The following is a 15,187-nucleotide window of genomic DNA, read 5'->3' as shown; positions in this document are numbered from 1 at the left end:
TGTGTGTGAGAAGGGTAATCTACTGGGTATGAAAGCAGGATAAAGGAGAAGTGATCTTATTATGTCAACGGAACAGCAGTATTTTGAAAATGCGATTACGTTAGAGAGCTATATGGCTCAAATGGAGTCGAACCAGGAAAAATCTTATTCCATCTACGAGAAATTCGAACTGCCGGAAGATCCGGAATTCATCAGCTTGTTAAAAGAAAAGCAGCCGCATGTTTTGGTCATTACAGAAGATTGGTGCGGCGATGCGATGATGAACAATGCGGTGTTGCGGAAAATTACAGAAGCGGCGGATGTAAAAGTGCGCTGTGTATACCGCGATCAGAATTTGGAATTGATGGACCAGTATTTGACGAACGGCGGCCGCTCCATACCGAAATACATTATCCTTTCAAAAGAAGGCGAAGTGTTGGGGGACTGGGGACCGCGTGCACCAAAAGTCCAGGAGTTCGTGATGGAAAAAAGATCGGTTCTTCCTGAAAAAGACGATCCTCAATTTGATTTGAATTTAAAAACAGTAATCGGTGAAATATCCGATGGCTTTACTTGGAACAGTGATTTTTGGCAAGCGGTTTATGAAGACTTGCGCAAGACTTTTTTTGACGTACTGAAGTAAGAATGGGGATGGCCGGCTCGATGCCGGCTTTTTCTTAGCGAGAAGAAAACGGAAATTTTTAAGGGCGAAGACTGGGCAGATTGCAAAGTTCTATGTTCAGCCGCCGGCGTTTTCTTGATGGCAACTTCCTGCTGACTAAAGGAGTCTTATTCTATAGAACGTTGAGAAAGGCTGAATAGGGTATGAAACGAGCACGAATCATTTACAATCCGACTTCCGGACGCGAATTGTTCCGCAAACACCTTCCGGAAGTGCTTGAAAAAATGGAGAAAGCGGGATACGAAACATCCTGCCACGCCACTACGGGCGAAGGTGATGCCACGGTAGCCGCCTCCATTGCAGTAAATAGAAACTATGACTTGATTGTTGCAGTTGGCGGAGACGGAACCTTGAACGAAGTGGTTGCAGGGGTATCCCAATTTGAAAAACGGCCGAAAATTGGTTTGATTCCCATGGGGACGACAAATGATTTTGCACGTGCCGTCCACATTCCCCGGGATATCAATAAAGCTGTTGATATCATTATTCAGGGCAAATCGATCCCCGTCGATGTCGGCATGATGAATGAACGTTATTTCATCAATATTGCCGGAGGCGGCAGATTGACCGAACTTACGTATGAAGTGCCAAGCAAATTGAAGACGGTGCTTGGGCAGTTGGCCTATTATTTAAAAGGCATCGAAATGCTGCCGTCCATCCGTGCCTCCAATGTCCGGATTGAATACGACGGCCAAGTTTTTGACGACAAGGCCATGTTGTTTTTAATCGGGCTGACGAATTCCGTTGGCGGATTTGAAAAGCTGGCGCCTGATGCCAGCATCAATGACGGGAAATTCACCTTGTTGATTTTAAAAGAATTGAACATGGCGGAGTTTATCCGGGTGGCGTCTTTGGCCTTGCGCGGAGAACATTTATCCGATCCCCATGTCATCTATGCAAAAGCCAGCAAAATTTCCGTATCTTCCAATGAACGGGTTCTTTTAAATCTGGACGGGGAATATGGCGGATTGCTGCCGGCCACATTTGTGAACCATGCACGCCATATCGAAGTAATGGTTCCGATCTCTTCAATTGAAGAACAAGACCAAGAATAAGAGTGGAACTTCCATAAGCAAAAGGCCAGATCGGGATCGATTTGGTCTTTTCGCATCTTTATTTTTTCTTTTAACAAAGGAGGCTCGGTGAGATGAATTATTTTGTGGTCGGTGATGTACACGGCTGTTATCACACGTTCAGCCAGTTGATTGCCCGCGAATGGGACAAAGAAAATGAAGTGCTGGTCCAAGTAGGGGATTTGATAGACAGGGGAAACCACGCGCCTGAAGTAGTGGCTATAGCGAGGCAAATGAATGCGGAGTGGCCTGAGCAAGCCATTTTCTTGAAAGGCAACCACGAACTCGAAATGGAAGAGCATGTTTTCCATGGTCCGAACCCGAATTGGCTAAGGCAGGGCGGAGCAGAAACACTCGCCCAGTACGAACAGGCGGATCGTGATTTTGAGTCGGACATGGAGTGGCTGAGAAGCCGGCCTTTATTCTTTGAAACCGACGGATTGTTTGTCAGCCATGCAGGGATTTCTCTGCGTGCAGAAAATCCTCTGGTTGAACGGGATGTGTACGGCATTCTGTGGAACCGCAGCCCGTTGAAGAATATCGGCAAACTTCAAATCATCGGCCACACACCGCGTAAAGAACCGCTGTACGAGGAGCAAAGCCATGCGTGGAATATTGATACAGGCGCTGTATACAATGGGTATTTAACTGGAGTGAAAGTGAAGCCGAATGGAGAAATTATCGGATTTGTGAATGAAAAAACAGATCTTCGGGATATTTGAGTGAAGACCTTTCTACTATAAGTAAAGACAAAAAAACCATGGATGAAAATCCATGGTTTTTTTCAGACTGTAGACAAAGGCTAGATGAAATGTATAGCAATGCATAAAATCAACCGGACCGGCCACTTCGCTTTCCGTGGGCTCAGCTTCAGCCTCCTCGTCACTAACGTTCCTGCGGGGTCTTCAGCTTTCGCTGGTCCCACAGGAGTCTCCGTGGCCGGACCGGTTGGGAGTGTCACTTTCATTTGAAAGCGAACGATCATCCGATTGACTCTCCACCATCTGATTGTAGAAGAAAAGCGATACCTCCGGGTAGCCTCCACGCTAAGAATCCAAAGTGGAAGCCGGCGACTCCAGCGGGGCAGCGTAGCGACGAAGTGCCGAACTAACTCGGGACGCTAGTTCCGAGTTAGTTCGGCGCAAGCCCGCGGACCGCGTCCGGCTGTAACGGAGGATCCGGGATTTTCTCTCCAATCGGATATTGATTCAGCTATCATGTGTGAAAATTCTTTTGTCTACAAGCTCAAAAAAACCATGGATAAAAATCCATGGTTTTTTTGCTTACTTCCATATGAATCGCTTATTCCATCAATTCAAGCGCAGCATCCTGGTCAGCAGCGAGTTTCGGGCAATGGGCTACCGGCTCCCAGTGGAACATGAATGTCCGCCCGTTGTCCTGTCCATCGCTGACAATTGTGTGTTCCCAGTAATCGACACGCTCGCCTGTGTATTCAAAGTGGAAGATGTTTCGTTCATATACTTTATCTTCTTGCTGGTCCGGATAATAATTGTATTTGTGTACCTTGCCCACAAATTCCAGTACTGCACGCGGCAAGCCAGTTTCTTCCTGCACTTCCCGGTACAGGGCATCGATCAGCATTTCGCCTTCTTCGATAGTTCCTCCGGGGACTTGAAGACCTGCTTCCGGTTCTCCTTGGTGTTCGAATACCAATAATTCTTTCTGGTCTTCGGGACCTCTTGTAATATAAGCAAATACTTTCCGTCTTGTTCTCATGCTGCATCATCCTTTTTTATTGTTCTTAACAGAATACTAAATATTTAGAAATATTTCAATTGCTTGACCCTTTTTTGTTGTCACAAGTTATTCAAAGCTCCTTTAATTATTGCCTTTTTACAGGGTTTATAAACCAAGAAAGAAGGAGAGATAAGGTACAATAGGGGTGTAGAGACGAGTACGGGAAATAAGGGAATTTGAAAGGAGAATAAATTGATGGGATTTGAAGATACAGCGCTATTGAGTCGAATATTGACGTTAATGACGCTTTCATTCCATATTCTTTATGCAACGGTAGGTGTAGGCGTTCCACTAATGATCATGATTGCCCAGTGGGTAGGGATTAAGAAAAACGATGACCACTACATCCTTTTGGCAAGACGCTGGGCACGAGGTTTCGTTATTACGGTCGCTGTCGGGGTCGTAACCGGAACAGCCATCGGGCTGCAATTATCCTTGTTGTGGCCGAATTTTATGCAATTGGCGGGTAACGTGATTGCCTTGCCGTTGTTTATGGAAGTTTTCGCCTTTTTCTTTGAAGCGATTTTCCTTGGCATTTATTTATACACATGGGACCGGTTTGAAGACCAGCGCAAGCATTTATTGCTGCTGATTCCGGTAGCGCTTGGCGCAGCCGCATCTTCGCTGTTCATCACAGTGGTTAATGCATTTATGAACTCACCGCAAGGGTTTGAAGTATTGAACGGTGAACTGGTCAATGTCAGCCCGCTGCTTGCGATGCTGAGCCCGGCGATGCCGACGAAAGTGGCGCACGTGATGGCAACTGCGTTTATGACATCCGCATTTTTGCTGGCATCAATTGCGGCATTCCGGATGATCCGCGGTTCCAATCATATCTATCACAAAAAAGCGTTGTTCTTAACAATGAAATTAGGATTGGTGTTCTCGATTGCGACGGCATTGATCGGTGACTTCTCCGGTAAATACCTGGCAGAATACCAGCCGGAAAAATTGGCGGCTGCCGAATGGCATTTTGAAACAGAAGAAGGGGCAGGTCTAGTCATGTTCGGGATATTGGACGGCGAAGAAGTGAAATACGCCATCAAAGTTCCGTACGCGCTTAGCATTCTGGCGCACAGCCTTCCAAATGCAGAAGTTACCGGCCTTAATGAGTTTCCAAAAGATGAAATACCTCCGCTTTGGATCCATTATTTGTTTGATACGATGGTGACCATCGGCATGTGGCTGGCGTTCTTCTCCTTTGTTTACGTCGCTGCTGCATGGCGCGGCTGGTCATTCATCAAAGCGAAATGGTTCCGTTGGCTGATTGTAGCAGGCGGCCCGTTGGCGCTCATCGCTATCGAAGCCGGCTGGTGGTTTACGGAAGTCGGGCGGCAGCCATGGATTCTGCGCGGCTACATGAAGACTTCAGAGGCAGCTACAACAAGCGGGCAAGTCGATTTGATGATTATTTTGTTCGCTGGCCTTTACTTTATTCTCGGGGCCGGAACGATTGTGGTCTTATCACGGATGTACAAACGCAATCCGGTTGAAAAAGAATTGGCAGACCGTGAAGCTCAAAAAGGCGGTGAACAGGAATGACTTTGACACTTGAAATAATCGGAATCTCCGTCTTGTGGCTATTCCTGTTCTTGTACGTCATCGTGGCGTCAATTGACTTTGGCGCCGGGTTCTTTAACGCCTATAGTGCATTTACAAACAAACAGCATATCTTAACGAATATCATCCAACGGTATTTGTCGCCGGTATGGGAAGTGACGAACGTCTTTTTCGTCTTCTTCTTTGTCGGCATCATCGGATTTTTCCCGCAGACGGCGTATTATTACGGCACGGCGCTCCTCGTGCCGGCGAGCATCGCACTTGTTCTGCTGTCCATTCGCGGGTCCTATTACGCGTTTGCGACGTATGGAGCAAAAATCAACCATAGAGGGTATATCTTCATGTACGGCTTGTCGGGGCTTTTGCTCCCGGCTTCCTTGTCTCCTGTACTGGCCATGTCTGAAGGCGGCTTTATCAAAATGGCAAACGACAAGCCGTACTTGGATTACTGGGCGCTGTTTACAAGCCCGTTAACATGGAGCATCGTCGTGTTGAGTTTGGCAGCGGTTCTTTACATTTCTGCCGTATTCCTGACTTGGTATGCAGATAAAGCCGGCGACGCTAAAGCCACGGATTTGATGCGCAAATATGCGCTGATCTGGGCAGGTCCGGCCATCGTTACCGCTACGGGCATCATTTTTGAGCTGCGTGGCCATAATGCGGAACATTATGCGCGCCTTCTTGATTTGTGGTGGGTATTCGGGATTTCGTTCCTGTTGTTCGTCGGCACCGTCTACTTGATCTGGAAACGCCGGAATTACGGCTGGGCATTCATTTTGCTTATCGGCCAATTCTTTACAGCGTTTTTCGCATACGGCTTCTCGCATTATCCGTATTTGCTGTATCCGTATTTGACGATTTATGACAGTTTTACAAACGAATCGATGGCGATTGCCTTGATCATTGCATTTATTGCAGGGCTTGGCCTGCTGTTGCCATCACTGTATCTGTTGTTCCGTTTGTTCTTGTTTGATAAAGACTACGTTAAAGGGAAATCGGATTACCACGCATAAGGAGGAAACAGGAATGCAAGATTTCTTTATATTTTATGCACCGTTTTTAGTGTTGATCGGATCCATTGTGTTTGGTTTCTGGATTTCCCTGAAAGACGGAGCGGCATCAAAAGAAGACAAATAATCAGCGTGGGCAGGGAAAATCCTGTCCACGTTTTTTAATGCTGTAATTGTCAGTGAAAAATGCCTTTGACTGCATTTGATCCATCATTTGCGTATCGAATCTAAACGGTCACTTTCGCTTTTCTTGTCCAGCTGCAGTGACCAGATTCTCGGGTCATAAGCCGATCTGGCTGTGCGGCTGAAGAGATGCCGCTTCGCCAGTTCGTCTTATGCCTATCGAATCTAAACGGTCACTTTCGCTTTTCTTTTGTGGTACAATGGTGAAATGTGAAATGGAGTGAACGAATTGAAACCAGTACAAAAAAATGACCGATTGCTTGTTCATGTGGAAGATTTGACGCATGACGGAGCGGGCGTTGCCAAAGTCGACGGCTATCCGCTTTTTATCCAGGGTGCTTTGCCAGGGGAAGATGTCCAGGTCCATGTGTTGAAAACTTTAAAGTCTTATGGCTTTGCAAAATTGATCCAAATCGAGCAGGCTTCGCCGTTCCGTGTAACGGCGCCATGCCCGGTATTTGATACATGCGGCGGCTGCCAGGTGCAGCATTTGTCCTATGAAGGACAGATGACGTTCAAGCAGAAATTGGTCCGCGACGCCATCACGCGCATCGGCAAATTGCCGGACGTGCCGGTGCATCCAGTCAAAGGCATGGAACATCCGTGGCGCTACCGCAATAAATCCCAGATTCCTTTTGGCACAGACAACGGGCGCGTTGTGGCGGGCTTTTACCAGACGCGTTCGCACAATATTGCGGATACCGATATTTGCCTGATCCAGACACCGGAAGCCGATACCATTATGACCGGCTTGAAAAACAGCCTTCATGGAATGGGCATCGAGCCATATGAGGAAGAAAAGCACCGCGGCATGCTTCGCCACGTCGTGGTCCGCAAAGGGCGCGCAACCGGTGAAATCATGGTGGTGTTAGTCACCAAGAAAAAGAAATTCCCACAAAGAGACCAGGCTGTCGAATTGATCCGGTCGCTTGTTCCTGAAGTGGCGTCCATTGTCCAGAACGTCAACGGAGAAAAAACCAATGTCATTTTCGGCAATGAAACACTGACGCTTTGGGGCAAAGACGTTATTGAAGACCGCATCGGTGATGTGCGTTTTGAAATTTCCGCCCGCTCGTTTTACCAAGTCAATCCGGAACAGACGGAAGTGCTGTACGGACAGGCATTGGAATACGCGCAATTGACTGGAGATGAAACCGTAATTGACGCGTATTGCGGCATCGGGACCATCTCGTTGTTTTTAGCAGAACGCGCTAAATTTGTCATGGGTGTTGAAATCGTGCCTCAGGCAATTGAAGACGCCAAACGCAATGCGGCTCTGAACGGTTTTTCGAATACGTTATTTGAAGCGGGTCCTGCAGAACAAGTGATTCCGCGCTGGTATAAAGAAGGCAAAACGGCCGATGTGCTGATGGTCGATCCGCCGCGCAAAGGCTGTGACGAGCAGCTGCTGCAGACGATTTTGAAGCAGCGCCCCAAACGGGTCGTTTACGTTTCCTGCAACCCGGCAACACTGGCACGCGACTTGCGCATCCTGGAAGACGGCGGCTACCGCACACAGGAAGTGCAGCCGGTCGATATGTTCCCGCAGTCTACGCATTGCGAAGCAGTGGCGTGGCTGGAATTGGCTGAATAACAATTATCGAAACGCTTTTTATAGATGAATCATAAATGACAATGAATTGAATACGGATTGATTCAAAAGTAGACTGTTTAAAAGTGCCGGCTTGTACTTTTAAAGCAGCTGCTTTTGTTTTCAAATGAAAGGATATGTAGTGCAATGAAAGAAAATTTTTGGCAAGACTTGCCGAAGCCATTTTTCGTGCTTGCTCCCATGGAAGACGTGACGGATGTGGTATTCCGCCATGTCGTCAGCGCAGCAGGACGGCCGGATGTGTTTTTCACGGAGTTTACAAATACAGAAAGCTATTGCCATCCGGAAGGGCAGAAAAGTGTACGCGGACGTTTGATGTTTACGGAAGATGAGCAGCCGATGGTTGCCCATATTTGGGGAGACAAGCCCGAGAACTTCCGCCAAATGAGCATTGGCATGGCAGAACTGGGCTTTAAAGGAATTGACCTGAATATGGGCTGCCCGGTTCCAAATGTCGCGACCAGAGGAAAAGGCAGCGGCCTGATCCTGCGCCCGGATGTGGCGGCAGAAATCATCCAGGCCGCAAAAGCAGGCGGGCTTCCGGTCAGTGTAAAAACAAGACTGGGTTATTCCGAAATAGAGGAATGGCGGGAATGGCTGACGCATATTTTGAAACAGGATATTGCCAACCTGTCGATCCATTTGCGCACCCGAAAAGAAATGAGCCAGGCCGATGCACACTGGGAGCTGATTCCGGAAATCAAAGAATTGCGTGACCGCATCGCACCGGATACGCTGCTCACCATTAACGGAGACATCCTGGACCGGGAAATGGGAATGAAACTTGTGGAGCAGTACGGAGTGGACGGCGTCATGATCGGACGCGGGATTTTCAAAAATCCGTTCGCTTTTGAAAAAGAGCCGCAAGAACACAGCAGCGAGGAATACCTGAATCTTCTGCGCCTGCATCTGGATCTGCATGATCAATACATTGAAGAAGTGCCCCGTTCCGTAACGGCGCTTCATCGATTCTTTAAAATATATGTCAAAGGCTTCCGGGGAGCGGGCGAATTGAGAAATCAATTAATGAACACCAAATCTACCGAGGAAGTGCGTGCACTGCTCGAAAATTTCGAGTTGAATGATGTACAGCAAAACGACATTGTTTTGAAAAATTAAAGAGTGCTAGGCTGAGCCTGATGTCCCTGGAGGGCGTCAGGCTTCAGACTGTAGACAAAGCCTAGATGAGATGTATAGCGTGCATAAAACCAACCGGACCGGCCACTTCGCTTTCCGTGGGTTCAGCTTCAGCCTCCTCGCCTCTTTGAAAACCCGCTGCTCCTGTTTCTGCATCGCTTCGCTAGCTTCGAAACATGAAAGAGCGTTGCATCGCTGCGCTAGCTTCGTCGCAAAGACATGGCCTCACTAGCTTCGGCCGATGTCTTGCCTGCGGGGTCTTCAGCTTTCGTCGCTCCGTCGCGTTGCTCCTTCACTGCTCCCACAGGAGTCTTCGTGGCCGAACCGGTTGGAGCTTCTCTTTGATTCATTAGTGAATATGAATTGAATCCAATTTCAAGTTTCAACAAACATCTTTATGAGGAAAAGCGACGCCTCTTAATAGCCATCATGTTAGGGATCCGGAGTGAAAGCCGGCGACTCCAGCGGGATAGTGAAGTGCCGAAATCCACTCGGGACGTCAGTTCCGAGTTAGTTCGGTGCGAGCCCGCGGAATGCGTCCGGCTGAAACGGAGGATCCGGGATGTCCAGGTGTATGTTAACTCATCTCTCAAGTATAAAAAATCTTTAGTCTAGAAGCTTAAGCCTGATGTCCCTTAAGGACGTCAGGCTTTTTTGTTTTCATAAAGCCGCTTTTTTCTGAAAAATGGCAAATGCCAGCAGGAAGAAAGTGTATACTAAAGGAAAAATGAATTTTCTGTCAAAAAAAGAAAGGGACGGGAAACAGATGATCATTTTAAAAAAACTGTACTTTAAAGCGACGACCCTTTCTTGGGTGATTTTGACATCGTGTACAGCGGTATTGATTTTGCTGAGTACATTGCTGCTGCCGCTTATTGAGCCGCAAACCTTTGGGGGGAACTTTGACGCGCTCTGGTTTACGATGACCACGATGCTGACAGTAGGTTACGGCGACCTTTTTCCAGTAACGGCGCTTGGCAGAATCTATACAATCGTTTTTCTCTACATTGTCGGCATCGGGTTGTTTGCGACATTTATCGGAAAAGCGATTGACAGCATTACGCTTTACAGAAGACAAAAAGAAAGCGGTGGTTTGGTGTACGAGGGGAAAAACCATATTGTCATCATTGATTGGTCGCATAAAGCGGAAAACGCCATCAAGGAAATTTTAGCAAGAGATCCAAAAGTCGAGATTGTGATCATCGATACCATCGACAAAGCGAAAGAAGTCCATGAACGCATTCATTTTATTAAAGGCAGAGCGACCGACGGAGAAGTGTTGAACAAAGCCAATGTGAAACAGGCAGATGCTTTGCTGATTTTCTCCGATGATAAAATCGAAGACCAGGTTCTGGCAGACGGAAAATCCTTGATGATTGCCTGTGCTGTAGAACGCATTTCACCTGAAGTGCATACGACAGTTGAGGTGGAGCGGGAAGAGCATATTCCGAATTTCTCGCACGTAAAAGTGGACAACTTTATTCTTTCAAATGCGACGATTGCGAAATTGGCTGTAGATTCGATTTTAAAGTGAATTAGTGGTTTTTTAGGTTTCATAAAAACACATTAGTGGTAAAGAAAAGGGAGACTTCAACAAGGAGAGAACGAACCCAATGGACCAAATACCCGAATCCAAATTCGAAGATAAACGATCAACCATCATTGAGCAATTGGTCGAGCAGAATGTCTTTAAAATCGACGGCAGACAGCTATATGAATTGTCTTTGTATGAATTGATGAAAACATATACAGAAGAAGCGTAAGCCGGAGCCCTCCGGCTTTTTTCAATACAAAAAATTGGATAGGCACTGATCAATAGAAGAATGGGAGGAAACGGCATGCATCATAAAAAAATGGAGGAATTCCGCAAGGACCGTTTAGATGAAATGTCCATTTCCGAACTGCAGCAGGAAATGCGGAACGGAACATTGACGTCAGAAGAACTGGTCCTGATGTACAAAGAGAATATTTCGCGGCGCGACAAAAATACCGCGGCCATACTTGAACTCAATCCCGATGCGCTGCAGATTGCGCAGGCACGCGATTATGAGCGGGCGTCCAAAGGCGAACGGTCGCCGCTGCACGGCATCCCGGTGTTATTGAAAGACAATATGAATACGGCAGATAAAATGCATACAAGTGCAGGATCACTTGCCCTAAAAGACCATTATGCCTTGCAGGATGCACATGTCGCCGCGAAATTGCGGGAAGCCGGGGCCGTCATCCTCGGCAAGACGAACATGACGGAATGGGCCAATTTCATGTCAGATAAAATGCCCAACGGCTATAGCTCCCGCGGCGGACAAGTCAAAAATCCGTACGGGCCATTTGACGTTGGCGGCTCCAGTTCCGGCTCTGCAGCAGCAGTTGCATCCAACTTGGCAGCTGCTGCAATCGGAACGGAGACCTCAGGTTCCATCATCAATCCGGCGGCCCAGAACAGTTTGGTTGGCATCAAACCGACGGTCGGCTTGGTTAGCCGAAGCGGCATCATTCCGCTGTCCCATACACAGGACATTCCAGGGCCGCTTGCGCGCACCGTGGAGGATGCAGTCACTGTTTTCGCAGCACTGATCGGCCAAGATCCGAAAGACGCCATCTCTGCCATGGCCGGGAAATTTGAAGGCTACGATTGGACGCGCCATTTTAATAAAGACGGCTTAAAAGGCGTAACATTCGGTGTGCCGAGAAATCTGTTCGATGAAGACATCCCGAAAGAGCAGCTGGAGCAATTTGAAAGAGCATTGGACTCGCTGCGCGGCTGCGGAGCGGAGATTATCGACAATGTCGACCTTGGAGCCGATCAGGACGATTTGGGATTTGCTGTTCTGCTCCACGAATTTAAAGCAGATCTCAATGCATATTTGGCAAAATCCAATCCGCAAAACCCGATCCGATCGATGGAAGACGTAATCGCCTTTAATGAGGAACATGCCGAAACCATGCTGAAGTTTGGCCAGAATCTTCTCGAGCAGGCCAACAGCATGAGCGGCAAGCTGAATGAACGTGAATACGTAGAAGCATTGGAACGGAACCGCTATTTAGCAGCCGAACAGGGAATCGGTGCAACGCTGAAAGAATTAGGTGCTGATGCGCTCGTGCTGCCGCAGGATTTCGGCTGCAATATCGGAGCGGCGGCCGGATTTCCATCCATTACAGTTCCTTATAGTTTTTCGGCGAATCGCGAGCCGTTCGGCATCACATTTACGGGACATGCGTTCAGCGAACCGGCCTTGATAGAATATGCCTTTGCTTTTGAACAGGCAGTAAAAGGACGGCAAAAACCATAAAAAAAGGCAGCGCCAATTGCAGCGCTGCTTTTTTGTTTTACATATGCTGCAGTTCTTTCCATACTTTCTCGAGCGCAATGACCAGCTCGTGTTCATAAGAGTAATTATTGGCCAAAGTAGATAAGATGCTTTCAATCAGCGGCTTTCTTGGAGTTTTCAACACCAGTTCATCGGCTAAAAAGGAAACCAGCTGTTTAATGTCTTCTTCTTCCTCAAGAAGCAATGTTTTTAGTTTAGTGCTGAGGTCTTCGAGCGACATGGTTTCGTTCATATTGTCGAGAAGAATTTTTGATTTGGTGATGAATTGGTCTTTTGTTGCCATCTGATTCAAAATGGCCTCTTTCAAACGTCTAATGACGAAAGCCGATAATTGTTCTGTCGGCAACTCTTCGGAAGCGGTAAGTTTCCAGACGTTTGTCAGTTGCTGAATGGAACCATGGACGACGGCTGCATTTTCCAGTGCATACGGACGCGATTCCTCGCCAAAGACGTCCACAATCCGTGTCGCAATCCATTCGATTTCAGACGAATAAGTTTCCCGCGCGAATTTTTTCAATTCCTCGTCTTGTGAATAAAAAATGCTTTCATATAAGGAAAACAAATTCTTTTCACGGTTCATCTGGATGCGGATGCATAATTGTTCAGCCAGCACATCGCTATTGTTCAACGGTTTCCCGACGGCTGCCGCCATCCGCTTTTGGCGGATTTCGCTGCCAATCGATTCCATAATGGCAATCAGGCACTCTGCTTTCGAAGCGAAATAGTTGTAGAAAGTCCCTTTGGAAACTCCTGCTTCGTCCAGGATATCCTGGATCGAAGAGGCATTGTAGCCTTTATTAATGAACAGGGTGTAAGCTGCATTGATAATTTGCTGTTTTTTTAGATTCATGTTTTCACCTTTATACTGTTAGTCTACTGCCATCATATCCCGTAAAGGCTTACAAATCAATCATTTTAGACTAATGGTATATTTTACTTGATAATAATAGACAGGCAGTATAGAATGGTGAAATGAAGAAAAAACGCAAGGAATATACGGAGGAATAAAAGAATGAAAGAACAGAAAAAACCGCCTTATGGCATAATCGCCATACTCTTTACCGGAGCCTTTGTGGCAATTTTTAACCAGACTTTATTGAACATTGCGCTGCCGTCCATCATGATTGATTTCGGCATCGAAGCTTCTACAGCGCAATGGCTTGTGACTGCATATATGCTCGTGAATGGTATTTTGATTCCGGCCAGTGCTTATTTGATCCAACGTTACTCAAACCGCTCCATTTTCATCGTTGCTATGTCTCTGTTTGCGCTGGGGACATTAATGGCTGCGACAGCCCCTGTTTTCAGTGTGCTTCTTGCCGGACGTATGGTTCAGGCAGCAGGTGCCGCTTTAATGATGCCATTGCTGATGAATGTGATGTTGGCTGCTTTCCCAATTGAAAAACGCGGTTCAGCTATGGGCTTTTTCGGACTTGTCATGGTCGTAGCCCCGGCAATCGGGCCGACACTATCAGGATTTATCGTTGAACACTACTCATGGCGTGTCCTATTCTGGATTGTGCTGCCGGTTGCGTTGATCCCGCTTGCTTTGGGAATATTCAAACTGAAGAACCTGACCTTCCAAGACCGCAACATCTCATTGGATACCGGGTCATTGATTCTTTCAACTCTTGGGTTTGGCGGAATCTTATACGGATTCAGTTCAGCCGGAACGATGGGGTGGACCGATCCGACGGTTATGGCCACCATCGCAGTCGGAATCATCTCTCTGGTAATTTTCGTTTTCCGCCAGCTTAAACTGGACGAACCTTTGCTTCAAATCCGGATTTACAAATATCCGATGTTTGCTTTGTCTTCCGCGATTTCTGTCGTTGTTTCGATGTCCATGTTCTCCGCAATGATTTTGATGCCCATTTACATTCAGACGATCAAAGGGATCTCCCCGATTGAATCCGGCCTTTTGATGTTGCCGGGTGCACTCGTTATGGGCGCGATGTCGCCGATCACCGGACGGCTGTTTGACCGCTTCGGCGCGAAAGTGCTGGCGATTCCAGGTCTTGCGATTGTTGTCCTGACTACTTATATGTTCAGCCAATTAAGCCTGGATTCGAGTTTCCTTAACATCATGCTGATTTATACATTGCGGATGTTCGGGATTTCAATGGTCATGATGCCGGTTATGACGAACGGCTTGAACACATTGCCGATGAAATCATACCCGCATGGTACAGCCATCAACAACACGCTGCAGCAAGTAGCAGGCGCTGTCGGTTCTGCGTTCCTGATCTCCATCATGAACGCCCGTACGGAAACTGCTGCAAAAGACTTGGCTGCCAGCGGAACCAACCCAGCTGATATTTTGAATTTGGCGATGCTGGACGGCATCAACTTCTCGTTCTTTGTTTCCACTTTCATCGCACTCGTCGCATTGGCATTGGCGCTCTTCATCAAAAAGCCGGTCCGGCCTGCAACGGAAGCTGAAAAAGAGATTGTCTACAAACAAAAAGAAGTCACAGAATAATTTGAGGAAGGCGGGTCCAGGTTACTGGATCCGCCTTTTTTAGTGTGCCCGGCATGGGCGTAATCTATAGGGTGCAAGTCCCGAACGGTGAAGGCAGAAGTAACCGTTAGCCAAGCGCAAGGGTGTCCACGGCGACGTGGAATCTGAAGGAAGCGGGCGGCAAACCTCCGGTCTGAGGAACACGAACTTCATACAAGGCTATGTGCGATTGGGTGAGTCTGCTGAACAAGGCAAAGCCCTTTCTGCCGAAGGTCGCATGCAGTAAATGAAGCAGATAGGTGGAGGGAAAGATTGCGTTCTTACCCGGGGAGGTCTGGTTGAAACGCCAAGTACCCTTGGTAACCTGCCCAGTGATGGGCAGCTGAACAACCAGAAGTCAGCA

The 15,187-nt window shown here is 47.5% G+C and carries 14 protein-coding genes; 12 read left to right on the top strand and 2 right to left on the bottom strand.

The genetic code is table 11. The features are described 5' to 3' along the window. Window positions 1-61: 61 nt before the first annotated feature. The 3 genes from BLQ32_RS18335 (at window position 62) to BLQ32_RS18325 (ending at window position 2,456) form a co-directional block, all read left to right on the top strand. Window positions 62-622, top strand: a complete 561-nt coding sequence (locus BLQ32_RS18335) for a thioredoxin family protein (protein ID WP_074511609.1) — start codon at window positions 62-64, stop codon at window positions 620-622. Between the two features lie 182 nt (window positions 623-804). Next, the gene (locus BLQ32_RS18330; RefSeq protein WP_074511608.1) at window positions 805-1,716 is read left to right on the top strand and encodes a diacylglycerol kinase; all 912 of its coding nucleotides are present in this window, start codon (window positions 805-807) and stop codon (window positions 1,714-1,716) included. A 92-nt stretch (window positions 1,717-1,808) separates the two neighbouring features. After that, window positions 1,809-2,456, top strand: a complete 648-nt coding sequence (locus BLQ32_RS18325) for a metallophosphoesterase family protein (RefSeq protein ID WP_074511606.1) — start codon at window positions 1,809-1,811, stop codon at window positions 2,454-2,456. A gap of 580 nt (window positions 2,457-3,036) precedes the next feature. Here the strand turns inward: BLQ32_RS18325 and BLQ32_RS18315 are convergent. Continuing rightward, window positions 3,037-3,471: an NUDIX hydrolase gene (locus BLQ32_RS18315; RefSeq protein ID WP_036805912.1), complete on the bottom strand. Its 435-nt coding sequence runs from the start codon at window positions 3,469-3,471 to the stop codon at window positions 3,037-3,039. A gap of 216 nt (window positions 3,472-3,687) precedes the next feature. On the opposite strand from BLQ32_RS18315, the gene BLQ32_RS18310 reads away from it, so the two are divergent. The 8 genes from BLQ32_RS18310 to BLQ32_RS18275 all read left to right on the top strand — a co-directional run bounded on the left by BLQ32_RS18310 (window position 3,688) and on the right by BLQ32_RS18275 (window position 12,284). Then, complete coding sequence (locus tag BLQ32_RS18310; RefSeq protein ID WP_074511602.1) at window positions 3,688-5,034, top strand: cytochrome ubiquinol oxidase subunit I; 1,347 nt, start codon at window positions 3,688-3,690, stop codon at window positions 5,032-5,034. Window positions 5,035-5,036: 2 nt separating this feature from the next. Beyond that, the gene (locus tag BLQ32_RS18305; protein ID WP_053166967.1) at window positions 5,037-6,065 is read left to right on the top strand and encodes a cytochrome d ubiquinol oxidase subunit II; all 1,029 of its coding nucleotides are present in this window, start codon (window positions 5,037-5,039) and stop codon (window positions 6,063-6,065) included. A gap of 13 nt (window positions 6,066-6,078) precedes the next feature. Beyond that, on the top strand, window positions 6,079-6,189 hold the full coding sequence (gene cydS / locus BLQ32_RS20230; RefSeq protein ID WP_407072354.1) for a cytochrome bd oxidase small subunit CydS family protein: 111 nt from the start codon (window positions 6,079-6,081) through the stop codon (window positions 6,187-6,189). A 285-nt stretch (window positions 6,190-6,474) separates the two neighbouring features. Further along, window positions 6,475-7,839 (top strand): 23S rRNA (uracil(1939)-C(5))-methyltransferase RlmD, encoded by a 1,365-nt coding sequence (gene rlmD, locus BLQ32_RS18300; RefSeq protein ID WP_036805908.1) that lies wholly within the window; start codon window positions 6,475-6,477, stop codon window positions 7,837-7,839. Between the two features lie 144 nt (window positions 7,840-7,983). Beyond that, window positions 7,984-8,976, top strand: a complete 993-nt coding sequence (locus BLQ32_RS18295; RefSeq protein ID WP_036805905.1) for a tRNA dihydrouridine synthase — start codon at window positions 7,984-7,986, stop codon at window positions 8,974-8,976. A 784-nt stretch (window positions 8,977-9,760) separates the two neighbouring features. After that, entirely contained in the window at window positions 9,761-10,528 is a 768-nt protein-coding gene (locus BLQ32_RS18285; RefSeq protein WP_053166944.1) for an ion channel, read from the top strand. Window positions 10,529-10,607: 79 nt separating this feature from the next. Continuing rightward, window positions 10,608-10,757 carry a Fur-regulated basic protein FbpA gene (locus BLQ32_RS18280; RefSeq protein ID WP_074511596.1) on the top strand — a complete coding sequence of 50 codons (150 nt, stop codon included), beginning with the start codon at window positions 10,608-10,610 and terminating at the stop codon, window positions 10,755-10,757. A 75-nt stretch (window positions 10,758-10,832) separates the two neighbouring features. After that, a complete protein-coding gene (locus tag BLQ32_RS18275; RefSeq protein WP_074511594.1) occupies window positions 10,833-12,284 on the top strand; it encodes an amidase family protein in 1,452 nt (483 codons plus the stop codon). Window positions 12,285-12,321: 37 nt separating this feature from the next. Here the strand turns inward: BLQ32_RS18275 and BLQ32_RS18270 are convergent, their stop codons facing one another. Next, entirely contained in the window at window positions 12,322-13,173 is an 852-nt protein-coding gene (locus tag BLQ32_RS18270) for a TetR/AcrR family transcriptional regulator (RefSeq protein WP_074511592.1), read from the bottom strand. 162 nt (window positions 13,174-13,335) lie between these two features. Here BLQ32_RS18270 and BLQ32_RS18265 point away from each other — a divergent pair, with 162 nt between their 5' ends. Continuing rightward, window positions 13,336-14,805 (top strand): MDR family MFS transporter, encoded by a 1,470-nt coding sequence (locus BLQ32_RS18265; RefSeq protein ID WP_053166942.1) that lies wholly within the window; start codon window positions 13,336-13,338, stop codon window positions 14,803-14,805. Window positions 14,806-15,187: the final 382 nt, after the last annotated feature.

This window comes from Planococcus glaciei (genome assembly GCF_900099655.1).
Classification (GTDB): domain Bacteria; phylum Bacillota; class Bacilli; order Bacillales_A; family Planococcaceae; genus Planococcus; species Planococcus glaciei.
The sequence above is the reverse complement of the archived record's forward strand: the minus strand, read 5'-3'. Positions and strand labels throughout refer to the sequence as shown.